The sequence below is a fragment of the Buchnera aphidicola str. APS (Acyrthosiphon pisum) genome, from assembly GCF_000009605.1.
Taxonomy (GTDB): Bacteria; Pseudomonadota; Gammaproteobacteria; order Enterobacterales; family Enterobacteriaceae; genus Buchnera; species Buchnera aphidicola_I.
On sequence record NC_002528.1, the window covers coordinates 212,032 to 237,702 of the forward strand.

Below are 25,671 nucleotides of genomic sequence, written 5' to 3' on the forward strand. Positions count from 1 at the left end.
CTTAAAAAAGTATTATAGTATTTTTTTAAATTTCATATTTTATAATTAGGTATAAAAGAAATTATATTTTTATATAAAAAATATATATTTTCATTTTTTAAAATATTAAAAAGAACTGTTTTTTAAAAACTTTTTTAGATGCATTAATTTTTATAACATAATGATCATTATTAGTGCAATAGTTAAAAAAATAAATATTTTATTTTTTATTGTATATTAGAAATTTATTTATTCAATAAATTGTGTATTTCTAATATAATATTATTATATTTTTTTAAGTTTTTTCATATCATTTAATTCACACTAACTATTTAATTAATATTATGAAACATACTCTTCAAGTGATCATCACTGAGAAAGAACTTGATATTCGTGTTCGAGAATTGGGTCAAGAAATTACCAAGAAATATAGAAATAGCAGAAATAAAATGATACTAATAGCATTACTACGTGGTTCCTTTATATTTATATCAGATTTATGTCGTAGAATTCATATTGAACATGAAATAGATTTTATGACAACTTCTAGTTATGGGCGTGGGATGTTATCGAGTGGAGATGTAAAAATTATTAAAGATTTAGATGAAGATATCTATAATAAAAATGTTTTAATCGTAGAAGATATTATTGATTCAGGAAAAACTCTAAGTAAAGTTTTAGATATTTTGAAACTTAGAAATCCAAAATCATTATCAATTTGCACTCTTTTAGATAAACCAGAGTGTCGCGAGGTTAATATTAACGTTGATTTTATAGGTTTTTCTATCTTAGAAAACTTTTTTATAGTAGGTTATGGTATTGATTATGCTCAATCTTATCGTTAACTTCCAAACATAGGAAAAGTAGTTTTTAAAAAATAAGTAAATTTTAATAATTTAAAATTATTTTTTTGTTATCAATTAAACGAGTATTTCCCAACCATACAGATGCTAGAAGAATAACTTTTTTGACTTTTTTAGATGGATGTTCTAAATTTTTATAATCGTATATGTCGAATATGTCAACAGAAAATCCTTTTTTTATTAATAATATTTTAGATTCATGAATAATTTTAGGTCTAATATTATCATCTTCTTTTATAATTTTTTCACATGTTTTTTTTATGATTTTATATAAATAAGGTGCTATTTCATTTTCTTGGGAACTTAAATAATTATTTCTTGAACTTAAAGCTAATCCATTTTTTAGTCGTATTGTAGGTAAGCTAATTATTTTTATCATATAATTCAACTCCTTTACAAGGATTTTTATAATTAATAATTGTTGATAATCTTTTTCTCCAAAAAATGCAAAATCTGGTTGTATAAAGTTAAATAACTTAGTAATAATTGTCGTAACGCCTCTAAAGTGTCCAGGTCGTGATTGACCTTCTAAAATTTTAGATAATTTGATAACCTCAACAAATGTTTGATGTTCTATGCCATTCGGGTATATTTCATTTATATGAGGAAAAAAAAGGATATCTACGTGGTATTTTTTTAATATTATAGAATCTTTCATAAAAGTTTTAGGGTAATTTTTCAGGTCTGATAAATTATCAAATTGCATTGGATTAATAAAAATACTTACTATAATGATATCCGAATATTTTTTTGCTAATAGTATTAATTTTATATGACCATCATGTAAATTACCCATTGTAGGAACTAGTCCTATTTTTTTATTTGATTTTTTAAGAATTTTTATTTCTTTATATAGTACTTTTATTGTTTTTATAATATGCATATTTACTCCATTTTTTAAAAACTATGTTTTTTGCTAGGATAAATACTATGTTCCACTTCATATATATACTTTTGAATTGCTTTTTGAATGCTATCGCTCTCTGAGAGAAAATTTTTTGTAAAACTAGGTGTTTTTCCTTCAGTAATACCTAATAAGTCATGCATCACAAGAATTTGTCCATCAGTATTTTTACCTGATCCTATTCCAATAACTGGAATTGATAAACTTTCAGTAATCTTTTTTGCTAGTTTTTCTGGAATACATTCTAATATAAGCATATTAATTCCAGATTCTTCTAATAATAATGCTTCATCTATTAATTTATTAGCGTCATTTTCTTTTCGTCCTTGAACTTTATAGCCACCTAAATAATGAAAAGATTGAGGTATTAAACCAATATGACCGCAAATTAATATTAATCTATTAGATAGTTCTCTAATAATTTCAATTAGCCATTTTCCACCTTCCATTTTTATCATATTTGCACCAGATCTTATAATTTTTGCTGTGTTTTTAAGAGCCTGTTTAGTGTCATAATAAGACATAAAAGGTAAATCAGATATTAAGAACGTATTAGGAGCTCCTTTTCTGACAGCTTTTGTATGATATGCAATATCTTCAATCTTCACTGGTAAAGTAGAAGTGTGACCTTGTATAGTCATTCCAAGAGAGTCTCCTATAAGTATGACAGGAATGCCACAATTAGAAAACAATCTAGAAAAACTAAAATCATAAGCTGTAATAGCTGCAAATTTTTTTTTATTTATTTTCCAATTCTTTAATTGAGAGATTGTAATGGACTCCATGTTAGCTCCGTTTAATGATATTATTATTATAATGTATGTGAAATTAATAAAGGATATCCGAATTAGTTTTTCAAATTAGTCGAATATCCTTGTTTAAATGTTTTAATCTATAAAACTAACCAGTCATTTGTTTTTCTCTAATTTCTGCTAACGTTTTACAATCAATACATAGATCGGCAGTAGGTCTAGCTTCTAAACGACGAATTCCAATTTCAACACTACAGGAGTTACAGTAGCCAAAATCTTTTTCTTTGATTTTTTTTAAAGTTATCTCAATTTTTTTAATTAATTTTCGACTACGATCACGATTTCGCAAATCTAAACTAAATTCTTCTTCTTGTGTAGCACGATCAATAGGATCTGGAAAATTTGTCGCGTTATCTTGTATATAGAGTAGAGTATGGTTAATTTCATCTTGTAATTGAGTTTTCCATGTCTCAAGAATTTTATAAAAATGCAGTATTTGATCTTTATTCATGTATTCTTCATCTATTTTTTTTTGATAAGGTTGCAAACCAGCAATAGAAAGAACATTTAAAGATGATGTTTTTTTGTTTTTTTCTTTTTCCATAGCTCTCTCCGAAGATAATATTTTTACTAAATATCAAATATAAAGAAAAATTTTAAATAAAATATTTTTTTTAAAGTATATTAAAAATATAATTTTCTTATTTTATTTGTAAAGAAATTATTATAATAAACTATGTTAACATAAAATATAATTAAATATTTTTTTATATAATTCTATTTATTTATCAAGTCATAAACAGTTCTTTTTGAGAATAAATTCATTATTTTATCAATATTCATAATAGGGTTCTTTTTAAATGGTGGCAAAAAATGTTAAAACATTTGCTTTAGGAGTTGAATATGATGGTAGTTATTACCATGGATGGCAACGTCAAAAAATTTTACCTAGTATTCAAGAAGAAATCGAAAAAGCTTTATCTATAATTGCTAATCATAAGATTGATGTAGTGTGTGCAGGTAGAACTGATGCTGGTGTTCATAGTATAGGACAAGTGATACACTTTAAAACTACAGCTAATAGAAAAAAATCTTCTTGGTCGATAGGTGTAAATAGTTATCTTTCTGAAAATATTTCTGTTGTATGGGTAAAAGAAGTTACAGAAAATTTTCATGCTCGTTATAGTGCTATTACACGTTCTTATCGTTATATAATATATAATTATAGTCTTCGTTCTGCTATTTTTCAAACAAAATTAAATCATATTTATAGAAAACTAAATGTAGACAAAATGAATTTTGAAGCTCAATTTTTATTAGGAGAGCATGATTTTACATCTTTTAGAGCACTCGGTTGTCAATCACATTCTCCTTGGAGAAATATTACAAAATTAAATGTATTTCGTTTTCATAACTGGGTAGTCGTGGATATTACTGCTAATTCTTTTTTACATCATATGGTGCGTAATATTGTTGGTTCCTTAATTGAAGTGGGAATATCTAAAAAAAAAGAATATTGGATAAAAGATTTATTGGAAAAAAAAGATAGGAGTCACGCAGGAGCCACTGCACCAGCTAAAGGTTTGTATTTAGTATATGTAGAATATCCCTTACATTTTAATTTACCGAGATCAGCATATACTTCTATTTTCTTTAAATAAAAAAATTAAAATTATTTTTTATTTATTAATTTTTAGAAAAATATTTTCGATAAAATTTCAGGGGTTTATTGATGTTTTTTAATTTTAAAAAATATTTTCTTATAAAAGTATTTTTTTTTGTATTAATTTTAACGCTTTGTTATGGGTTATATTTATACGTTAAGATAAATCGATTCATAAATGGAAAAGTATGGAATTTTCCCACTTCAATATATGGACGTATAGTTAATTTAGAACCAGGAAATTCATATTCTCAAAAAGAAGTATTACACTTGTTGAAAAGCACAATGTATAGAAAAGTAGATTTAGTTATGTTGCCAGGAGAATACAGTATAAAAAATAATACTATAGAATTTATACGACGTGCTTTTGATTTTCCTGATATACGAGAAGATGAATTTCATGCGCGATTGTATTTTAATAAAGATACTTTAGTAAAAATTAAAAACATTGACAACAATCATGATTTTAGTTTTTTTCGTTTAGAGCCCAAACTAATTGCTATGTTAAAATCTCCTGAAGCAAAAAAACGAATGTTTATTCCTCGCAATCAATACCCGGAAATGTTAGTTAAAACATTACTAGCTATTGAAGATAAGTATTTTTATGAGCATGATGGAATTCACTTATCATCTATAGGTCGAGCTTTTTTAGTAAATCTAATGGCTGGCCGCACAATTCAAGGTGGTAGTACTCTCACTCAACAACTTATAAAAAATTTATTTTTAACCAATACTCGTTCAATATTACGAAAAATAAATGAAATCTATATGGCTTTAATTTTAGATAGATTTTATACAAAAGATCGAATTTTAGAATTGTATTTAAATGAAGTTTATTTAGGACAAGATGGTGATGAACAAATTAGAGGTTTTCCTCTTGCTAGTATTTATTATTTTGGTAGACCAATAAATGAATTGAATTTAGAACAATATGCTTTATTAGTTGGTATGGTCAAAGGTGCCTCTTTATATAGTCCTTGGACTAATCCTAATCTTGCATTAAAAAGAAGAAATTTGGTTTTATTTTTATTGTATAAACAAAAATATATTACAAGAAAAATTTATAAAGATTTATGTAAACGATCTTTAAATGTTCAGCCTAAAGGGAATATTATTTCATCTCATCCTTCTTTTATACAACTTGTATGTGAAGAATTTCACAAAAAAATTTATAATCCTATTAAAAATTTTCCGGGAACAAAGATATTTACTACTCTTGATTATACTTCACAAAATGCAGTAGAACAAGCAGTAAAAATCGAAATACCTATATTAAAAAGAAAAAAAAGACTAAAGGATTTAGAAGTTGCTATGATCGTTATAGATAGATTTACAGGAGAAGTTCAAGCTCTTATTGGCAGTTCTAAACCAGAATTTAATGGTTACAATCGTGCTTTAAAAACTCGGCGTTCTATTGGTTCATTATCTAAACCTATAACATACTTAACTGCTTTATCACAACCAGAGAAATATCATTTAAATACTTGGATTTCTAATTATCCTCTTTCGATTAAATTAGATAGTGGTCAATATTGGACACCAAAAAATAATAATTTTTCTTTTAGTAAAAAAGTGCTCTTGTTAGACGCATTAATTCATTCAATTAATATTCCCACAGTTAATCTCAGTATAAATATAGGTTTGAAAAAATTAGTTGATAGCTGGTTGCTTTTAGGCATTTCTAAAAAATACATTACTCCTCTGCCATCAATATCTTTAGGTGCTATCAATTTAACACCTTTTGAAATAGCACAAGTTTTTCAAATAATTGGAAGTGGTGGTTATAAGTCGTCTTTATCATCAGTAAGATCAATTATATCTGATGATGGTAAAGTGCTTTATCAGAATTTGCCTCAATCAATACATATAGAATCTTCTGAAGCTTCTTATTTAACACTATACGGTATGCAACAAGTAGTTAAGAGTGGAACTGCAAAATCATTAGGAACCATTTTTAAAGAATTTTCTTTAGCTGGAAAAACTGGTACTACAAATAATTTAGTTGATAATTGGTTTGTCGGAATTGACGGGAAACAAATTGTCATTACTTGGATAGGAAGAGATAATAACCACACAACAAGATTATATAGTTCTTCTGGTGCAATGCAAATTTACAAGAGATACCTTCAATATCAGCGTCCAGTACCACTAGTATTAAAAGCTCCAAACAATATTAATATGTTTTATATTAACAATCTAGGAGAATTATTTTGTAAAAAAAATAATCAGCACAATCGAATGCTACCAATATGGTCGATAAAAAATAAAAAAATTTGTAATGATAAATTATCAGAACGTTTTTCCATAAAAAAGAAAAAAAATTTTTTGTTTTGGTTGAAAAACTTGTTTTAAAATAAAAAATAAAATTTTTATTCAAGAGAGATGGTATAAATCTATATTAAAACTTAAATTCTATTTAACTATCTATTATCAATATTTATTTTAGAGTATTTTATTAAATTGAATTTTTAGTTATGTTTTGCATTAATTAAAATAGAATCATTAATCAGTTCATTTGAATAATAATAAAAAATTTTTAACTTTTACTTAATTTGAAAAATTTTAATGTGAGAATTTATACATGTTAATTCAATTTTTAACTAAAATATTTAGTAACCATAATAATCGAATTTTAAAAAAGTTCAAAAAAATAGTTTTATCTGTCAATAAATTAGAAAAAAACTTTGAAAAGTTATCAGATAAAGAATTACAAGCACAAACAGAACTGTTTCGTTTACGATTAAGAAATGGTGAAACTTTAGATGATATATTACCAGAAGCGTTTGCTTTAGTCAGAGAAGCGAGTAAACGTGTTTTTAGCATGCGTCATTTTGATGTTCAAATTCTTGGCGGAATTGCTTTGAACAAACAATGTATTGCAGAAATGCGTACAGGTGAAGGAAAAACTCTAACATCCACATTGCCGGCTTATTTAAATGCATTAAATGGAAAGGGTGTACACATAGTAACCATGAATGATTATTTAGCTCGTAGAGATGCTGAAAAAAATACTCCTTTATTTGAATTTTTGGGTTTAACAGTAGGTTTAAACTTATCCGAAATGTCTTTTTTTTCTAAACGTAAAGCTTATTTATCTGATATCACTTATGGTACAAATAACGAATATGGTTTTGATTATTTACGTGATAATATGGTTTTTTCTCCTGAAGAAAGAGTACAAAGAAAATTAAATTATGCTTTAGTTGATGAAGTAGACTCGATTTTAATAGATGAAGCTAGAACACCTTTAATTATTTCAGGACCCTCAGAAGATAGTTCTGAATTATATAAAGAAATTAATAAAATTGTTCCTTTTTTAAATTCTCAAAAAAAAGAAGATTCAGATATTTTTTGTGGAACAGGAGATTTTTCTATTGATGAAAAATCAAAACAAATCTATTTAACAGAAAGAGGATTGATTAAAGTTGAGAAAATATTATTTGATAAAAAATTAATGAATACAGGTGAATCATTATATTCTTCAAATAATATAATATTAATGCATCATGTATTATCTGCACTGCGTGCGCATAAATTATTTGTTCGAAATGTTGATTATCTTGTAAAAGATAATAGTGTGATTATTGTTGATGAACATACAGGTCGCACTATGCCAGGAAGAAGATGGTCAGATGGATTACATCAAGCAATAGAAGCAAAAGAGAATGTTTCTATAAAAAATGAAAATCAAACTTTAGCATCTATTACTTTTCAAAATTATTTTCGTTTATATGAAAAAATAGCAGGTATGACGGGTACTGCTGAAACTGAATCGTTTGAGTTTAACTCTATTTATAATCTTGATACTATTGTAATACCAACAAATAGAAAAATGATACGTAAAGATTTTCCAGACTTAGTATATATGACTGAAAAAGAAAAAATCAATGCTATTATTCAAGATATACAAAAATGTATAAAATTAAATCAACCTGTTCTAGTTGGAACTGTATCTATTGAGAAGTCAGAAATTATTTCTAAAGAATTGTTAAAATTAAATATTAATCACAATGTTTTAAATGCTAAGTTTCATGCTAAGGAAGCTGAAATTATAGCACAAGCAGGTAAACCTGGATCAATTACCATTGCTACTAATATGGCGGGTAGAGGTACAGATATAGTTCTTGGTGGTAATTTAGAAGTTGAATTAAATAAATATAAAAATATAACTTCAAGGAAAATTGAAGAAATTAAAAAAAAATGGCAATCAGAACATGATTTAGTTGTTTCTGCTGGAGGACTACATATAATTGGCACCGAACGCCACGAATCACGCCGTATTGATAATCAATTAAGAGGGCGTTCTGGTCGTCAAGGAGATACTGGTTCTTCTCGTTTTTATCTTTCTATGGAAGACTCATTAATGCGAATTTTTGCGTCTGATAAAATTGTTCATATGATGAAAAAATTAGGATTAGCTTTTAATGAAGCAATCGAGCATTCCTGGGTAACAAAAGCAATAGAAAACGCTCAAAAAAAAGTAGAAAATCGAAATTTTGATATTAGAAAACAGCTACTAGAATACGATGATGTTATTAATGAACAACGTAGTGCAATTTATTCTCAACGTAACAAATTAATTGATGCAAGAGATATAAAATTAATGATTTATGATATTTTCAAAGATGTTTTAAAAAAAAACATTATTTTATATATACCTAAAAATACATTTCACGACAAATGGAATATTACTGATTTAAAAGATAAATTAAATATAGATTTTTATTTAAATGCGCCTATTTTAGATTGGATAAATATAGAACCAAATTTAACAGATAAAAAAATTATAAAAAGAATAATTGATTTTGCTAGAATTAATTATAAAAATAAAGAAATATTAATTGGTTCAAACAATATGCGTATCATAGAAAAAATTATTATGTTGCAAACATTAGATTCACTTTGGAAAGAGCATTTAGCAGCTGTAGACTATCTCAGACAAGGTATTCATTTACGCGGTTATGCTCAAAAAGATCCGAAACAAGAATATAAACGAGAATCTTTTAATATGTTTTCTAGCATGTTAGAATTATTGAAATTTGAAGTAGTTTCATTTCTTAGTAGAATTAATTCATCTTATGCAAAAAAATATATAGATTTAAATAAACATTTAGTAATAACTCATAATAATACTATGAAAATTAGCAGAAATTCACCTTGTTTATGTGGTTCAGGGAAAAAATACAAGTATTGTCATGGTAGTTTGTAACTATTAATTTTTTTTATAAAACAAGAAAATCTTTTTTATAAAGGATAGACTCTGTGAATTATGTAGAAGCTGCAATTGGAATTATTATCAAAAAAAAAGGTTTATATTACTAGAGGGAAATATAAAAAAAATATATGGGAATTTCCAGGAGGAAAAGTTAAAAAACATGAAAACATAGTACATGCATTAAAGAGAGAATTATTAGAAGAAGTTGGAATTATTGTCTTAAAAATTAATTTTTTTCAATATATAGAATATATTTATCCTGAAAAAAAAATAAAATTATACTTTTTTTTAAAAAAAAAATGGAAAGGGCGACCTTATAGTATTGAGGGCTATACTTATCTTTGGAAACGTTTATGTCATTTAAGAGCTTTGGATTTTCCACTTGCAAATCATAGTGTCATAAATGCTCTTAAAAAAAATAATATTTTAATAAAATTTCGTTAAAAAATTCTTTTTGATGTTTATTGTTTTATTTTTATTATATATTCTTGATAAATGTGAATAAAGCAAATTAAAATAATAAATATATAGATTAATTTTTTTAAAATTTTTTTTATTAAAAATAATATCATCTGATAAAGAAATTCGGGTTTTTCTACTAGATTGTAACGCAATAATTTTTTTAGCTTCTAAAAAGCTAATTTTGTCTCTTCTGACTGTGCGTTTTATTTGTTCTTTTACAGGAGTATCAATTAAAAGAATTCGATGAGCTTTTTTTTCTAATTTTTTTTCAACTAGCAGTGGTACCACCCATAAACACCAATTAGATTGTGTCATTTTTATTTGATGTTTGGATTCTTGATAGATTTTAGGATGCAATAGATTTTCTAACCATAAACGATGATGATGATTATTAAAAACATACTGTCTAAGTAGCAATCGATTAATAGAATTATCTATATTTAATATTTTCTTTCCAAATTTTCTTTTAATAGAAAATGATACTTGTAGATTTTTTTCTATTATGTTTTTTGCAATAATATCTGTATCAATAACGTTAATACCTATTTTTTTAAAACCATTAGAGATAGTAGTTTTTCCACTACTAATGCCTCCAGTAAGTGCTACAATATAAGTCATACTATTTTAAATTTTCATGGTTAGTATTTTATGTTTAAATTAGGACGATCATTTTATGAGAATTGAAGAAGATATTAAATTAGGTTTTAAAGATGTATTAATTAGACCGAAACGTTCTATATTAAAAAGTCGTTCTCAAGTTAATCTTGCGCGTTGTTTTTCTTTTAAATATTCCGCTAGTATATGGTCTGGCATACCTATTATTGCAGCAAATATGGATACAATAGGTACATTTGAAATGGTCAAATCTTTATCGAAATTTAATATATTAACCGCAGTTCATAAATATTACTCTTTTGAAGAGTGGAAAAATTTTGTCTGTTTATCTTCTAAAGAGATATTAAATCATGTAATTGTGTCAATTGGAACTTCTAATATAGACTTTTTAAAAATTAAAAAAATTTTTTTATTATCTTCTGAATTAAAATATATTTGTATTGATGTTGCCAATGGTTATTCTGAACACATTGTTTCTTTCTTAAAATTAGTAAGAGATTATTTTCCTGATAAAATTATTTGCGCAGGAAATGTCGTTACAGGTGAAATGGTTGAAGAATTAATACTTTCTGGAGCTGATATAGTTAAAGTCGGAATTGGTCCAGGTTCTGTATGTACTACACGAGTTAAAACTGGAGTGGGTTATCCTCAGCTTTCAGCAATTATAGAATGTGCGGATGCAGCACATGGTTTGAATGGACAAATTATTAGTGATGGAGGTTGTACTGTTTCTGGAGATATAGCTAAAGCTTTTGGAGGCGGTGCAGATTTTGTCATGTTAGGAGGAATGCTATCAGGTCATAAAGAATGCTCAGGAGATATAATTGAAGAAAAGTCAAAAAAATATATGATTTTTTATGGAATGAGCTCCGTTTCTGCAATGCAGCGTTATGAAGGAAAAATTGCAGGATATCGTGCATCTGAAGGAAAAACAGTAAAAATACCATTTCGTGGTGGTGTAGATAGTACTATACGTGATATTTTAGGCGGTTTACGTTCTTCTTGTACCTATGTCGGTGCAGAAAAATTAAAGGAACTAACGAAAAGAACTACATTTATACGAGTCACTGAGCAAGAAAATTGTATATTTAATGCTTTTAAAGAATAAATAATATTTATTATAAACATTTTACATTTTAAAATCAATAAAATTAATTATACTTATATATATATTTAATTTTATTGATTTTTTTTAGATGTTTATGATTTTTTTAAAAAAATATAAGAGCATTCACAATAAAATTTTTTTAAAGTTAAAAAATAATTGTAATAATTTTTTAGATGAAATATTAATCTAATCGTTAAATATATATAATGTATAAGGAATTTATACCATGTCAGAAAATTTATATAATGACGTGGATCCAATTGAAACTCGTGATTGGGTGCAAGCTATTGAATCTGTTATTCGCCGAGAAGGTCATAAAAGAGCACATTTTTTGATTGAACAAGTTTTAAAAACTGCAAAAATAAATAGAAAAGAATTTTTTAGGTCCTCTTTTACTAGTGATTATATTAATACTATTTCTAGAGAAGATGAATATGAGTATCCTGGAAATCTTATTTTAGAAAAGCGTATTCGTTCAGCTATTCGTTGGAATGCCATCATGATGGTGCTGCGTGCATCAAAAAAAAATTTGGAATTAGGTGGTCATTTATCATCTTTTCAGTCTTCTGCTACAATATACGAAGTGTGTTTTAATCATTTTTTCCAAGCTAAAAATCATAAAGATGGAGGTGATTTAGTTTATTTCCAGGGTCATATTTCACCTGGAATTTATGCTCGCTCTTTTTTAGAAGGACGTTTATCCGAAGAACAGATTGATAATTTTAGACAAGAAGTTGATGGAATAGGCTTATCTTCTTATCCGCATCCTAAGCTAATGCCAAATTTTTGGCAATTTCCTACTGTATCTATGGGTTTAGGACCACTTTGTGCTATTTATCAAGCAAAATTTTTAAAATATTTGCATAATCGAGAATTAAAAAATACCTCAAAACAAATAGTTTATGCTTTTTTAGGTGATGGTGAGATGGATGAACCTGAATCTAAAGGCGCTATTTCTATAGCAGTTCGTGAAAAATTAGATAATTTAATATTTATAATCAATTGTAATTTACAAAGATTAGATGGTCCAGTAGTTGGAAATGGAAAAATTGTAAATGAATTAGAAAGTTTTTTCTATGGCGCAGGGTGGAAAGTTATAAAAGTTATATGGGGGAGTAGATGGGATTGTTTATTAAAAAAAGATACATCTGGCAAACTGATTCAGTTAATGAATGAAACAGTTGATGGAGACTATCAGACTTTTAAATCTAAAGATGGTGCGTATGTTCGTAAGTATTTTTTTGGGAAATATAAAGAAACATACGACTTAGTTAAAGACATGACTGATGAAGAAATATGGAAACTTAACAGAGGTGGACATGATCCTAAAAAAATGTTTAATGCTTTAAAAAAAGCAAAAGAAACAAAATATAAACCAACAGTAATTCTAGCACATACTGTGAAAGGATATGGAATGGGAGTAATAGCAGAAGGTAAAAATATTGCTCATCAAATAAAGAAAATAAATATCAATGGAATAATACACATTCGAGATCGTTTTAATATCCCTGTATCAAATGATGAAATAAATAAATTACCATATGTAACTTTTAAAAAAAATTCTGAAGAATATTGTTACATACATTCGCAACGAAAAAAATTAGGTGGTTATATTCCCTTTCGTTTATCCAGTTTTACTGGAAAATTGATTTTACCAAAATTAATAGATTTTCAATCATTATTAGAAGAGCAAAAAAAAGATATCTCTACAACTGTAGCTTTTATACGTGTGTTAAATATTATTTTAAAAAATAATTCTATTAAACACTTAATAGTACCAATTATTGCGGATGAAGCTCGTACTTTTGGAATGGAAGGATTATTTCGTAAAATTGGGATTTATAGTTCTAGTGGTCAAAAGTATACTCCTCAGGATCGAGAACAATTAGCATACTATAAAGAAGAAAAAAAAGGTCAAATATTACAAGAAGGAATAAACGAATTAGGTGCAGCTTCATCTTGGTTAGCAGCAGCTACTTCTTATAGCACTAATGATTTTCCTATGATTCTTTTTTATATTTATTATTCAATATTTGGTTTTCAGAGAATAGGAGATTTGTTTTGGGCGGCTGGAGATCAACAAGCAAGAGGTTTTTTAATTGGTGGAACTTCTGGAAGAACTACTTTAAATGGTGAGGGATTGCAACATGAAGATGGACATAGTCATATACAATCCTTGACTATTCCTAATTGCATATCTTATGATCCTGCTTTTGCTTATGAAGTTGCTGTAATTATTCAAGATGGATTAAGACGTATGTATGGTCCTTCTCAAGAAAACATATATTATTATATTACCACAATTAATGAAAATTATTATATGCCTGCTATGCCTATAGGTGTAGAAGAAGGAATTTGTAAAGGTATTTATAAATTAAAAACTTTACATGGTACTACATCAAAAGTACAGCTGATAGGTTCTGGTGCTATTTTACGATCTGTTTGTGAAGCGGCAGAGATTTTATTAAAAGACTATTCTATTACAACGGATATATATAGTGTTACTTCTTTTACAGAATTAGCTAGAAATGGTGAAGATTGTGAACGATGGAACATGCTTCATCCTAATGAAAAAAACAAAATAGCATACGTTAAACAAATTATGAATAAAAACCCCACCGTTGCGGCTACTGATTATATGAAATTATTCGCTGAGCAAATTCGACACTACATTCCCTCTCAAGAATATCATGTATTAGGCACAGATGGCTTTGGTCGTTCAGATAGTCGTGATAAATTGCGTGATCACTTTGAAGTGAATGCTTATTATATTGTTATAGCTGCGTTAAATTTATTAGCTAATATAAACGATATTAAGAAAAAAGTTGTAGAAGATGCGATTATGAAATTTAATATTGATGCTAATAAAATTAATCCGCGTTTATCTTGAGAGGTGAAAACAGTGGATATAGAAGTCAAAATGCCTGATATTGGTTTAGAAGAAGTAGAAATAATTGAAATATTAGTAAGTATTAATGAAAAAATAGCACCAGAACAAGGATTAATAACTGTGGAAGGAGATAAAACTTCTATGGAAATACCTTCACCTATATCAGGTATTGTAAAGCATATCTTTATTAAAATTGGCGAAAAAATTAAAACTGATGCTCTCATTATGAGATGTGAAGTGGAGAATATTGATTTTCATGTAAAGAAAAAAGAAGAAATTTGTTTAGATAATAATGTTTTAAATAAGGTTGAAAAAAATTTCAAAAAAGATATTTTTTTTCATGCAACTCCATTAATAAGACGTTTAGCTCGAAATTTAAATATAAATTTATACGATGTTGTTGGTACCGGACCTAAAAATAGGATTTTAAAAGAAGATTTAGATCTATATCAAAGTAATATTAAAGAGAATCTTATAGAAGAAAAAAATAAAATTAATTTTGGTGATTCTAAGAAATCAAAAACAAAAGAATTAGAATTAAGTGATATCCAGAAAAATATTGGTAATAATTTACATCGGAATTGGATGAATATACCTCATGTTACACAATTTGATGAAGTTGATATTACTATATTAGAAAAGTTTCGTCAAAAATATAATAACGAAAAGAGAAATCAAAAAAAAACAAATGAAAATATTACAATTTTAGTTTTTATAATAAAAGTAGTTGCATATGCATTAGAAAAATTCCCTATTTTTAACAGTTCACTAAATATTAATAATAAAAAAATTATTTTAAAAAAATATATTAATATCGGGTTTGCAATAGATGTAAATAACGATTTATTTGTTCCTGTTTTAAAAGACGTCAATAAAAAAAATATTAAACAATTATCTTCTGAATTAATATTGCTATCAGAAAAAGCACGAACAAGAAAATTAAATATTGAAGATATGACAGGAGGCTGTTTTACAATATCTAATTTAGGAGGTATTGGAGGAAGCTGGTTTTCACCAATTATCAATTCACCGGAAGTAGCAATTCTTGGTATTTCAAAATCTCAGATAAAACCGTCATGGAATGGAAAAGAATTTATTCCTTCTTTAATGTTACCATTATCTTTATCTTATGATCATCGTGTAATAAATGGTGCTTATGCAGCGCGTTTTATTACATTTATTAGTAGAGTTTTATCAGATATGCATTTTTTAATTATGTAGTTTTCGCTATTTCACATTACTTAAATTTTTTTTAAGAGGTCTTAATGAATAAAAAAATTTATACACAAGTAGTAGTTATTGGATCAGGTCCAGCAGGTTACTCTGCAGCTTTTCGTTGTGCAGATCTAGGTTTAGATACTGTCTTAATAGAACGTTATGATAAATTAGGAGGTGTTTGTTTAAATGTTGGTTGTATTCCTTCAAAAACATTATTACATATAGCTAAAGTTATTAAAGAAGCAAAAGAATTGCATAAAACAGGTGTTTCTTTTAATAAACCAGATATTGATATTAAAAAAATTAAAAATTGGAAACAGCATATTGTAAATAAACTAACTGATGGTTTAAGTAGTATGAGAAAAAAAAGAAAAATAAGAATTTTTCAAGGCCATGCTATTTTTGAGACCGATAAAAGTCTTTGTGTTACAAATACAGAAGATAAATTTACTATTTTTTTTGATAATGCAATTATTGCAACTGGTTCTAAACCAATTAAAATCCCTTCAATACCTCATGATGATATAAGAATTTGGGATTCGACTGATGCCTTATCATTAAAAAAAATACCCAACAATTTTTTAATTATAGGTAGTGGGATTATTGGTTTAGAAATGGCAACAATATATAGTGCATTAGGTTCGAAAGTTGATATTATTGATCGTTTTAATCATTTTCTTCCTGTAATAGATGAAGATATTTCTAGTATATATAAAAAATCTATTAATCAACAATTTAATCTGATGTTAAATACTCATATAGATAAAGTAGAAGTGAAAAAAGATGCATTGATAGTAGACATGATACATGAAAATATTCCCAAAAAAAATATATTGTATGATGCTGTATTAGTAGCAATAGGTAGAACTCCTAATATTGATTCATTAGGATTAGATAGAATAGGGTTGAAAATAAATAATTTTGGTTTTATTCAAGTAAATAATCAGTTAAAAACGAACATACCTCATATTTACGCTATTGGTGATGTAGCTGGTACACCTATGTTGGCGCATAAAGGAGTTCATGAAGGTCATATTGCAGCAGAGGTTATTTCTGGTAAAAATCATTATTTCGAACCTAAAGTAATTCCATCTATTGCATATACTGATCCTGAAATTGCTTGGGTAGGATTGAGTGAAAAAGAGGCTAAACAAGAAAATATAAATTATGAGGTTGCAATTTTCCCTTGGAATGCATCTGGTAGAGCTATTGCTTCAAATTGTAGTATAGGTAAGACAAAACTAATTTTTAATAAACAAAATAATAAAATTATTGGCGGTTCTATAGTAGGATCTAATGCTGGTGAATTAATTGGTGAAGTTGGATTGGCCATTGAAATGGGATGTGATGCTGAGGATATTGCTTTGACGATTCATGCTCATCCTACTTTATCTGAATCAATCGGTTTATCTGCAGAAGTTTTTCAGGGTACAGTAACAGATGTATTAAATTTCAAATTAAATAAATAATGATTTTTTTTTATTAAAAAATTTTTTTTAGAAAAAGAAAAGATTATAGAAATTAAACTTCTATAATCTTTTCTTTTTTTTAATAAGATTTGATTGTAGTTTATACAAACATTAAATATTTTATTCAATTTTTGCAAATACATGTTTTAATTAAATATTTATAAAACAGAGTCTATCTAGATATATTTCTTCCATAATAGATTTCACGCATTTCCTTTGAGAGTAGTTTCTTAATATAAGAACGTTCCTCTTTTTCTAGATTTTCTAAATTAATATTAAATAAATAATTTTTTAAATTAAATTCTCTTAATAACATTCGAGTATGAAAAATATTCTCTTGATATACATTAACATCAACCATGTCATACATTGATTTTATATCATCCGACATAAAATTTTGAATAGAATTTATTTTATGATCAATGAAATGTTTTATTCCATGAATATCTCTAGTAAATCCCCGCACACGATATTCAATTGTTACAATATCTGATTCTAATTGATGTATAAGATAATTCAAAGCATTTAAGGGTGATATAATTCCACATGTTGAGACTTCTATATCAGCACGAAACGTACAAATGCCGCTTTGAGGATGACTTTCTGGATATGTGTGTACACAAATATGGCTTTTATCTAAATGAGCAAGCACAGAAGATGATACAATGTTTTTATTTAAAGCATCGATCTTCTCCATACTCATTGGTTCTTCACATACTAAAATAGTCACACTCGCACCTTGAGGTTCATAATCTTGATGAAATATGTTTAAAACATTTGCACCAATAATTGAACAGGTTTTTTTTAAAATTTTAGTTAATCGAATAGCATTATATTGTTCATCAATATAAGAAATATAACTATTACGCGAATCATTGGTATTAGCATAGCAAATATCATAGATACAAAAACTTAGGCTTTTAGTTAAGTTATTAAAGCCATATAATTTTAGTTTTTGCAATTTAATCACTCCCCTATGAAAGGATTTTTAACTTTCATTTAATTCATTAAGAATATATTGAGGTAAATAAAAACTACTTATATGAATTTTAGCATTATAGTAATTAAAATCTAATTTTGTATTTTTTATACGTATTTGTATTTTTTCTAGACTATTTTTACGATATTCTATATTATTAGTACCCCACGCGAAAACCATTACCCCCCCATAATAAGTTGGAACATTCGCTTGATAAAATCTTGTATCATAAAAATATTTTTTTAAATTTTTATAAGTAAGAATGGTTTCATTTTTTTGAAGAAAAAAAACACCGTTCTGTGCTACAAAAATACCATTTTCTTCAAGATGATTTTTACAATTAAAATAAAATTCTGATCGAAATAAATTCTTTCCGCAGCCAATAGGATCAGTGGAATCTGATATGATTAAATCAAACTTTTCTTTTGTTCTTTTTATGAAATTCAAACCATCATCAATAATCAAGTTTAAACGAGAATCTTGATAGGCCTGATTACTATGATTTGGAAAATATTTTTTACACAAATCAATGATATTTACGTCTATTTCAACCATAGTGATATTTTCAATCATTTTATATCTACATACTTCACGTAGTATGCCTCCGTCACCTCCTCCTATTATTAATACACTTTTTATTGAACCATGAGCGATTATAGGAACATGAGTTAGCATTTCATGATATATAAATTCATCGCGTTCAGTTGTTTGAACAATATCATCTATTACCATGATTTTACCAAAAACAGAATTCTTAAAAATCATTACTTGATGATGAGGGGTTTTTTTTTTATACAGCATTTTTTCAATTAAAAAGTATTGTCCAAGATGACAATAAAGCTTTTCATGCCATGTTTTTTTGTGATCCATGGTTATATTTATATATCCTATAAAATGTAACGTTATAGATTATTTTGGGATTAATAAAAAACTACGAGTATTGTGAAATAGTAGACTTTATTTTCAGATTTTTTAAAAGAAGGATAATGATTCTTGAAAAAATAAATGATTTTTTAAAAAAACTTTATTAATTATATCTAGACGTTTTTTATAAAAAAATTTTAAAAAAATAAAAAATTTCCTTAATAAAGGTTATCAAAAATAATATAAGAATGCTATTTTTTATTAATCAGATTCTATGATATTTACATATCAATTAAATTCTCTAAAATTATTTTTACAAATTTAGAAAGTTGATATGATACAAAATCAATATTTTCTTTAAAATTAACAGTAGCATTATTATCTGATTCATCAGAGATAGATTTTATGATAATAAGAGGAATATTAAATTTATAGCAAACTTGTGCTATTGCAGAAGATTCCATTTCAACTGCTATTGCAGAAGGAAATTGTTTCTTTAAGATTTTTATACTTTCATTTTCTCTGACAAATGTATCACCACTCAAAATAAGTCCTTTTATATATTTTAATTGATATTTATCCGCATTCTTTTTAAAAAAATTGCATATTTTCTCATTAACTGTAAATTCTTTCGGATACCCAGGAATTTGTCCTCGAGTATATCCAAAGTTTGTTAGGTCTACATCATAATAACATGTTTTTTTAGGTATGATGATATCGCCAATTTTTAAAAATGATTGTAAGCTTCCAGCAGAACCACTATTAATAATAGTATCAGGTTTATATAAATCAATTAAAATCATAGTTGCAACACTAGCAGAAACTTTCCCTATTCCTGATTTTATTAGAAAAACATCATGACTTTTAAATTTTCCTATATAAATTTTGTAAGTGTTAATTTTTTTTTCTATATAAAAATGTATTATTTTTTTTAATCTTTCAGTTTCTTGATTTATAGCACCTATTATTCCAATTTTCATTTTGATATGACTTATAATGAATTTTTAAAATCACATAAGATTTTTTGACATATCTTATATTTTTTAAATGCTGAATGATGAGCCGCATCCACATGTATTTTTTGCGTTTGGATTGTAAACAATAAATTTAGAACCTTCTAGGTTTTCTAAATAATCTATTTGACCACCATATAAGTATTGTAAACTAATGGGGTCAATGATTAAGGATACCTCTGATTGGGTGATTATGATATCGTCTTCATTGATTGAAGTATCAAAAATAAATTGATATTGAAAACCGCTGCATCCACCACCATTTATATAAATTCTTAATTTTAAATCATGATTTTTTTCTATTTCAATAAGATTTTTTATTTTTTTAATTGCTTTTTCAGTAAATTGAAGATGACTTTTAAAAGCGTTTTCCATATTTATTTTGTTCTCGCAATGTTTTATATGTTTTTCGAATACAAACCTTCTATTTTAATTTTATCATAAATAAATATTTTTTAAATATTTTATATGTGTGTTTTGTATTTATTAGTATTCCTTGCGCCGACAAGTTATTTAGTCTTTATTGGCGCAGGTTATCAAAGATAATGATATTATCAATCAGTACTTGATTCAATATTTTTTAAAAAATATATTGATAATTTTAAAAATTAATCTGCTCTTTTGCGAAGAAAAGAGGGGATGTCTAAATATTCTGGTTCTTTGTTAATTTTTTCTTTGGTATTTTTTATTTCTTTTTTTATTATTTTTTTATCTGTCTTTTTTGGAGATATATTTAAATATTGATAACGATAATCCATTAACACTTCTCTAGAAGATTTGTTTTTTATTTGATTAACATCTAAATTTTTTTCCATCCCGATACCAGTAGCAACAACTGTTACACGAAGTGTATCATTCATATCAGGATCTAAAGAAGTACCTATAACCACTGTTGCGTGATCTGAAGAAAAAGATCTAATAGTATTACCGACAGTTTCAAATTCATCTAATTTTAAATCAAAACCAGCAGTAATATTAACCAAAACACCACGTGCGCCAGATAAATCTATATCTTCTAGTAAAGGACTAGATATAGCTATTTCTGAAGCTTCTTCTGCACGATTTTCTCCAGAAGATATCCCTGTTCCCATCATCGCATATCCCATCTCTAACATTACAGTACGCACATCAGCAAAATCTACATTCATTAAACCAGGTCTTGTAATTAATTCAGCAATTCCTTGTACGGCGCCTTTTAATACATTATTAGCTGCGCTGAAAGCGTCAAGTAAGGAAATACCTCGGCTGAGTACTTTTAACAGTTTATCATTAGGAATTATAATTAGGGAATCTACATATTTTGACAATTCAATTATACCTTGTTCTGCTACAATCATTCTTTTTTTACCTTCAAAATTAAAAGGTTTTGTCACTACAGCCACTGTCAAAATTCCTAATTCTTTTGCAATTTCTGCAACTACAGGAGCAGCTCCAGTTCCAGTTCCTCCTCCCATTCCAGCTGCTATAAAAACCATATCAGAACCGTCTAATGCAGATTTTAACAGTTCTTTATCTTCTTCTGCTGAAGTGCGTCCAATTTCTGGATTAGCTCCAGCTCCTAATCCTTTAGTTATATTGTTTCCTATTTGTATCGTTTGTCCGACTTCTATTTTTCTTAATGCTTGTGCATCAGTATTAATTGCAAAGAATTCAACACCTTCAATACGCTCTCGAACCATGTGTTCTACTGCATTACTACCTCCACCCCCGACACCGATTACTTTAATTATTGCGTTATTACTTAATTCTGAAGGTTCAAACATGATTTATTTCCATTATATATCTATATTTTTTTATAAAGTTTTAAGTATAATATGTTTTTAAAATTCTTTTTTAAACCAATTATTAATTCGTTTAAAAATTATTTCAAAAAAAGAATGTTCTTTTTTTTTCTTATCAATATTGATATAAGATTCTTTTCCATAATGTAATAAACCAATTACAGTTGAGTAACATGGTTCAGTGATTTTTTCTATTAATCCAGAAATATTAAATGGTTTAGCAACACGTACTTTTTTTTGAAAAACTTTTTCTGCACAGTCAGTCAAGCATGAAATATTAGATCCACCTCCAGTAAGTACTATGCCACTTAATAATTCATATTTTTCTCCTTTTTTATGAAGTTTTTTTTGTAGATGAACAATTTGATCTTGTACTAAAGATAATAATTCAACATATCTTGATTCAATTACGTCTATTAATGCATCCTGTTGTAAATTTTGTTGAAAATTACAGTTAATATCAGAAAAATCAATATTTTTTGATGATCCTAAAGGTGGCTTTTTGACTGATCCATATTTGATTTTTATATTTTCAGCATTATCGCGAGAAGTACTAAAAGCATATGAGATATCACTAGTTACAATATTTCCAGCATATGGAATAACTTGACTGTATTTTATAGAACCATCAATATAAATAGTAAAATCTATTGTACCTCCACCTATATCAATCATGCATACACCAAGATTACACTCATCTTCAGTTAAAACAGCTTTGCTAGAAGCAAGACCTGAAAAAATTACTTGATCAACTTTTACATCACATTTTTCTACGGCTTTAATAATATTTCTAGCCATATTTTGATGGCACGTAATCAAATGAACTTTTACTTGCATACGTACTCCGGATAAACCTATAGGGTTTTTTATTCCATATTGTTGATCAATTGAGTATTCTTGAGGTATAACATGCAATATATGATGTTCATTTAGAATTTGAACTGATTGTGCTATATGTATTACATGTTCTATATCTTCTTTTGTCACTTCATCATCAGAAATTGGTATTATTCCAATTTCATTTTGACAATTAATATATTTGTTAGATAGAGATAGATATACGGAAGTAATTTGACAATCTGCCATAATTTCAGCTTTATTAATAGATTCTTGTATACATGAAACTATTAAATCTAAATTATTAATCTTTCCCTTGTCTATGCCTTTAGATAAACAAGTACCAAATCCAATTATTTTAATATTATCATCTATTAATACTTCTCCTACCAAAGTCACGACTTTAGTAGTACCAATTTCTAATCCGACTACTAATTTTCTGTCTTTTGATATAATCATTATTTTTAGCCCATACTTTATTTCTTTAAATATTTCTTTTTTTGATAAACTAATTTTTTATATTTATGCTATTTTTAAATTTAAAGACAGAAATTTTTTTTCTTATTGTGTATATATAAAAAAATATAACATATAAGATAAATATCTTATTAAAAAATATAAACTATTCGAAGTGACTATATATTAAAATACACTCTAATTATTCGTATTCAAAATTAATAAAACTAGTTCATCAAATGATAGTCCTGTTTCTTTTGCAGACATTGGCACTAAACTTCTATTTGTCATACCAGGTATTGTATTTACTTCTAACAACCAAAATTTATTTTCATTATCTAATATAGCGTCAATTCTTCCACATCCACTACATCCTAGTGTACTCCATGCTAGAATTGCTATTTTTTGTAATTCTTTTTCTTGGATTGCATTTAATCCACTTGGACATGAGTATTTAGTAGAAGAGGATGTATATTTAGCATCATAATCATAAAAATTATTCTTGGTTGTAATATGAATAGCAGGTAGTGCTTTTTGACCTAAAATCGATACTGTGTATTCTTTTCCTACTATAAACTTTTCAATAAGAATATGATTGTCATAATTAAATGCTGTTTTTATAGCATCATTAAGTTGTGTGAGATGGGATACTATAGTTATACCTATACTTGACCCTTGATTGTTTGGTTTAATTAGAACAGGCAGACCTAATTTCAATATTTTTTTTATTATAAGATCATTATCTAAAGATATAATATTTTTTTTTTTGAAAGGTAAATATCAGGCGGAGTTGCAAGACCACGAGATTTCCATAATAATTTAGTTCTAAATTTATCTATAGATATTGCAGAAGCCATAATTCCACTGCCAGTATAAGGAATGTTTAAATATTGTAGAACTCCTTGAATACTTCCATCTTCACCACCTTTCCCATGTAAAGAAATATATGCTTTATCAAAACCTTCTTGTTTTAATTTCATAATAGAATAATCACGTGTGTCAATAGGATATGCATTTAATCTAGATTTTAGTAAACTATTAAGTACGGCATATCCTGATTTGATTGAAATTTTTCTTTCAGAAGATACACCACCTAATAAAACTGCTATTTTTTTGTTCATTTTATCACTTTTTTAGTTTTTTTAATTAATATTTTATGTGCTATAGTATCTATATTTCCAGCACCTTGTATTAAAATAATATCATTTCCCTGTAATGTCTGTATTAGAGTATCTAATATCATATTATGATTAGAAATTAAAGTTACATAATTTTTTCCTAGTTTTTTTATATCATTAAATAGTGAAAGACTATCAGCTCCAACAATAAATTTTTCATTTGCAGAGTAGACATGCAGTATTAGAAGAACATCTACTTGAGATAAAGTTTGAACAAAGTCATGATATAAGTTATATGTCCTAGTGTATCGGTGAGGTTGAAATATCATTATTAAGTTCTTATTGGGCCAACTAATTCGTATTGTTTTAATGGTTTCAGATAATTCTGTAGGATGATGCCCGTAATCATCTATCAACATACAATTAGCACGTTTATCAAAACCTTGATCAATTGAAAGAAATCCAAGGAATTCAAATCTTCTACAAGTACCTTGAAAGTTTTTTAATGATGCAATCATAAGATCATTATTAATACCTTCATGTATTGCTAGAGCAATAGCTGCTGCTGCATTCAATGCATTATGTTTACCAGGGATGTTTAATATAATATTTAATTTTTTATTATTTTTTAAAATTATATAAAAATGTCCAATAAAATTGTTTTGTTTATATAAAAAAATTCGCACATCAGCATTTTTATTAAATCCATATGTTATTATTTTACATTTTAAATTAGTTAAAATATCGCAAATAGCATTGTTGTCTATACATACTATAGCTGTTCCGTATAATGTAATTTTTTTTAAAAAAATTAAAAAGGTTTGTTTTAATTTTTTAAAACTATTATCATAATGATCTATATGATCAGGTTCAATATTAGTTACAATTATTATATTAGGATTTAAATATAAAAAAGAAGCATCACTTTCATCTGCTTCTGTAATAAAATAACTAGAAGATCCTAATTTTGCATATGAATTAATTGATTTTATTAAACCACCGTTAATTACAGTTGGATCTAGACCACTATCAATAAAAATATCTGCAATCATCGATGTCGTTGTAGTTTTTCCATGTGTACCAGAAACAGCTATTCCTTTTTTAAAGGACATAAGTATTTCGATCATTTCTGCTCTTAGTAATATAGGAATATTACGTTTTTTAGCAGCAAGAATTTCTTTATTGTTTGAAGAGATAGCGCTAGATTTAATAATAAAATCAACATTTTTAATATTTTTTTCGGAATGTTGCAAATATATAGTCGCCCCTAGATTAATTAATTTCTTTATCATTAAACTTTCTAATAAATCAGAGCCACTAACTTTATATCCTAATTTTAATAAAATCAAAGCAATTCCCATCATACCTGCACCGCCGATGCCGATAAGATGAATATTTTTATTTTTTTTTTCAGAAATAAAAAAATTAATTTTTTTTATATCTTTTATATTCATACTTTCATCTTTTTAATTTTTATTGATTTAA

General features: G+C 26.6%; 20 protein-coding genes and 1 pseudogene. 9 read left to right on the top strand and 12 right to left on the bottom strand.

What is annotated here, in order from left to right; translation table 11 throughout:
• The first annotated feature begins 323 nt into the window (after positions 1-323).
• Positions 324-824: a hypoxanthine phosphoribosyltransferase gene (hpt, locus tag BU_RS01050; protein ID WP_010895994.1), complete on the top strand. Its 501-nt coding sequence runs from the start codon at positions 324-326 to the stop codon at positions 822-824.
• A gap of 43 nt (positions 825-867) precedes the next feature.
• On the opposite strand, the gene panC is transcribed toward hpt, so the two are convergent.
• The 3 genes from panC to dksA form a co-directional block, all read right to left on the bottom strand.
• Entirely contained in the window at positions 868-1,725 is an 858-nt protein-coding gene (gene panC / locus BU_RS01055) for a pantoate--beta-alanine ligase (protein WP_009874153.1), read from the bottom strand.
• A 14-nt stretch (positions 1,726-1,739) separates the two neighbouring features.
• The gene (gene panB / locus BU_RS01060; protein ID WP_010895995.1) at positions 1,740-2,531 is read right to left on the bottom strand and encodes a 3-methyl-2-oxobutanoate hydroxymethyltransferase; all 792 of its coding nucleotides are present in this window, start codon (positions 2,529-2,531) and stop codon (positions 1,740-1,742) included.
• 115 nt (positions 2,532-2,646) lie between these two features.
• Positions 2,647-3,102 (bottom strand): RNA polymerase-binding protein DksA, encoded by a 456-nt coding sequence (dksA, locus tag BU_RS01065; RefSeq protein ID WP_010895996.1) that lies wholly within the window; start codon positions 3,100-3,102, stop codon positions 2,647-2,649.
• A gap of 256 nt (positions 3,103-3,358) precedes the next feature.
• Between dksA and truA the strand changes: the two genes are divergently transcribed.
• The 4 genes from truA to BU_RS01085 all read left to right on the top strand — a co-directional run bounded on the left by truA (position 3,359) and on the right by BU_RS01085 (position 9,820).
• On the top strand, positions 3,359-4,159 hold the full coding sequence (gene truA, locus BU_RS01070; protein WP_010895997.1) for a tRNA pseudouridine(38-40) synthase TruA: 801 nt from the start codon (positions 3,359-3,361) through the stop codon (positions 4,157-4,159).
• 71 nt (positions 4,160-4,230) lie between these two features.
• Positions 4,231-6,513 carry a penicillin-binding protein 1B gene (gene mrcB / locus BU_RS01075; RefSeq protein ID WP_010895998.1) on the top strand — a complete coding sequence of 761 codons (2,283 nt, stop codon included), beginning with the start codon at positions 4,231-4,233 and terminating at the stop codon, positions 6,511-6,513.
• 229 nt (positions 6,514-6,742) lie between these two features.
• Entirely contained in the window at positions 6,743-9,370 is a 2,628-nt protein-coding gene (secA, locus tag BU_RS01080; RefSeq protein WP_010895999.1) for a preprotein translocase subunit SecA, read from the top strand.
• Positions 9,371-9,445: 75 nt separating this feature from the next.
• Positions 9,446-9,820: an NUDIX domain-containing protein gene (locus tag BU_RS01085; protein WP_010896000.1), complete on the top strand. Its 375-nt coding sequence runs from the start codon at positions 9,446-9,448 to the stop codon at positions 9,818-9,820.
• Here BU_RS01085 and coaE read toward each other — a convergent pair.
• Positions 9,803-10,456: a dephospho-CoA kinase gene (gene coaE, locus BU_RS01090; protein ID WP_010896001.1), complete on the bottom strand. Its 654-nt coding sequence runs from the start codon at positions 10,454-10,456 to the stop codon at positions 9,803-9,805. The two genes, BU_RS01085 and coaE, sit on opposite strands and share 18 nt — an antisense overlap.
• A 55-nt stretch (positions 10,457-10,511) precedes the next feature.
• Between coaE and BU_RS01095 the strand changes: the two genes are divergently transcribed.
• From BU_RS01095 to lpdA, 4 genes are all read left to right on the top strand, one after another.
• Positions 10,512-11,561: a GMP reductase gene (locus tag BU_RS01095; RefSeq protein WP_009874161.1), complete on the top strand. Its 1,050-nt coding sequence runs from the start codon at positions 10,512-10,514 to the stop codon at positions 11,559-11,561.
• Between the two features lie 226 nt (positions 11,562-11,787).
• Complete coding sequence (gene aceE / locus BU_RS01100; RefSeq protein WP_010896002.1) at positions 11,788-14,451, top strand: pyruvate dehydrogenase (acetyl-transferring), homodimeric type; 2,664 nt, start codon at positions 11,788-11,790, stop codon at positions 14,449-14,451.
• Positions 14,452-14,463: 12 nt separating this feature from the next.
• The gene (locus BU_RS01105; RefSeq protein ID WP_009874163.1) at positions 14,464-15,672 is read left to right on the top strand and encodes a 2-oxo acid dehydrogenase subunit E2; all 1,209 of its coding nucleotides are present in this window, start codon (positions 14,464-14,466) and stop codon (positions 15,670-15,672) included.
• Positions 15,673-15,716: 44 nt separating this feature from the next.
• Positions 15,717-17,138, top strand: coding sequence for a dihydrolipoyl dehydrogenase (lpdA, locus tag BU_RS01110; RefSeq protein WP_009874164.1), 1,422 nt, complete (start codon positions 15,717-15,719; stop codon positions 17,136-17,138).
• A gap of 172 nt (positions 17,139-17,310) precedes the next feature.
• Here the strand turns inward: lpdA and speD are convergent, their stop codons facing one another.
• From speD to murC, 8 genes and pseudogenes are all read right to left on the bottom strand, one after another.
• Positions 17,311-18,108, bottom strand: coding sequence for an adenosylmethionine decarboxylase (gene speD / locus BU_RS01120; RefSeq protein ID WP_010896004.1), 798 nt, complete (start codon positions 18,106-18,108; stop codon positions 17,311-17,313).
• An 18-nt stretch (positions 18,109-18,126) separates the two neighbouring features.
• A complete protein-coding gene (gene speE / locus BU_RS01125) occupies positions 18,127-18,987 on the bottom strand; it encodes a polyamine aminopropyltransferase (protein WP_009874167.1) in 861 nt (286 codons plus the stop codon).
• Positions 18,988-19,262: 275 nt separating this feature from the next.
• On the bottom strand, positions 19,263-19,961 hold the full coding sequence (locus BU_RS01130; RefSeq protein ID WP_010896005.1) for a 5'-methylthioadenosine/adenosylhomocysteine nucleosidase: 699 nt from the start codon (positions 19,959-19,961) through the stop codon (positions 19,263-19,265).
• A 63-nt stretch (positions 19,962-20,024) separates the two neighbouring features.
• Complete coding sequence (gene erpA, locus BU_RS01135; protein WP_010896006.1) at positions 20,025-20,369, bottom strand: iron-sulfur cluster insertion protein ErpA; 345 nt, start codon at positions 20,367-20,369, stop codon at positions 20,025-20,027.
• 233 nt (positions 20,370-20,602) lie between these two features.
• Positions 20,603-21,757 (bottom strand): cell division protein FtsZ, encoded by a 1,155-nt coding sequence (ftsZ, locus tag BU_RS01140; RefSeq protein WP_010896007.1) that lies wholly within the window; start codon positions 21,755-21,757, stop codon positions 20,603-20,605.
• A gap of 57 nt (positions 21,758-21,814) precedes the next feature.
• A complete protein-coding gene (gene ftsA / locus BU_RS01145; RefSeq protein ID WP_009874171.1) occupies positions 21,815-23,071 on the bottom strand; it encodes a cell division protein FtsA in 1,257 nt (418 codons plus the stop codon).
• Between the two features lie 195 nt (positions 23,072-23,266).
• Positions 23,267-24,189 (bottom strand): annotated as a pseudogene (locus BU_RS01150) (D-alanine--D-alanine ligase).
• Positions 24,186-25,640, bottom strand: coding sequence for a UDP-N-acetylmuramate--L-alanine ligase (gene murC / locus BU_RS01155; RefSeq protein WP_009874172.1), 1,455 nt, complete (start codon positions 25,638-25,640; stop codon positions 24,186-24,188). The pseudogene BU_RS01150 and the gene murC overlap by 4 nt, the downstream one beginning before the upstream one ends.
• Between the last annotated feature and the right edge of the window lie 31 nt (positions 25,641-25,671).

Excerpts from the sequence above, each read along its gene's own strand:
- hpt (WP_010895994.1), top strand. The coding sequence starts at position 324 with ATGAAACATACTCTTCAAGTGATCATCACTGAGAAAGAACTTGATATT.
- panC (WP_009874153.1), bottom strand. The coding sequence starts at position 1,725 with ATGCATATTATAAAAACAATAAAAGTACTATATAAAGAAATAAAAATT.
- panB (WP_010895995.1), bottom strand. The coding sequence starts at position 2,531 with ATGGAGTCCATTACAATCTCTCAATTAAAGAATTGGAAAATAAATAAA.
- dksA (WP_010895996.1), bottom strand. The coding sequence starts at position 3,102 with ATGGAAAAAGAAAAAAACAAAAAAACATCATCTTTAAATGTTCTTTCT.
- truA (WP_010895997.1), top strand. The coding sequence starts at position 3,359 with ATGGTGGCAAAAAATGTTAAAACATTTGCTTTAGGAGTTGAATATGAT.
- mrcB (WP_010895998.1), top strand. The coding sequence starts at position 4,231 with ATGTTTTTTAATTTTAAAAAATATTTTCTTATAAAAGTATTTTTTTTT.
- secA (WP_010895999.1), top strand. The coding sequence starts at position 6,743 with ATGTTAATTCAATTTTTAACTAAAATATTTAGTAACCATAATAATCGA.
- coaE (WP_010896001.1), bottom strand. The coding sequence starts at position 10,456 with ATGACTTATATTGTAGCACTTACTGGAGGCATTAGTAGTGGAAAAACT.
- BU_RS01095 (WP_009874161.1), top strand. The coding sequence starts at position 10,512 with ATGAGAATTGAAGAAGATATTAAATTAGGTTTTAAAGATGTATTAATT.
- aceE (WP_010896002.1), top strand. The coding sequence starts at position 11,788 with ATGTCAGAAAATTTATATAATGACGTGGATCCAATTGAAACTCGTGAT.
- lpdA (WP_009874164.1), top strand. The coding sequence starts at position 15,717 with ATGAATAAAAAAATTTATACACAAGTAGTAGTTATTGGATCAGGTCCA.
- speE (WP_009874167.1), bottom strand. The coding sequence starts at position 18,987 with ATGGATCACAAAAAAACATGGCATGAAAAGCTTTATTGTCATCTTGGA.
- BU_RS01130 (WP_010896005.1), bottom strand. The coding sequence starts at position 19,961 with ATGAAAATTGGAATAATAGGTGCTATAAATCAAGAAACTGAAAGATTA.
- erpA (WP_010896006.1), bottom strand. The coding sequence starts at position 20,369 with ATGGAAAACGCTTTTAAAAGTCATCTTCAATTTACTGAAAAAGCAATT.
- ftsZ (WP_010896007.1), bottom strand. The coding sequence starts at position 21,757 with ATGTTTGAACCTTCAGAATTAAGTAATAACGCAATAATTAAAGTAATC.
- ftsA (WP_009874171.1), bottom strand. The coding sequence starts at position 23,071 with ATGATTATATCAAAAGACAGAAAATTAGTAGTCGGATTAGAAATTGGT.
- murC (WP_009874172.1), bottom strand. The coding sequence starts at position 25,640 with ATGAATATAAAAGATATAAAAAAAATTAATTTTTTTATTTCTGAAAAA.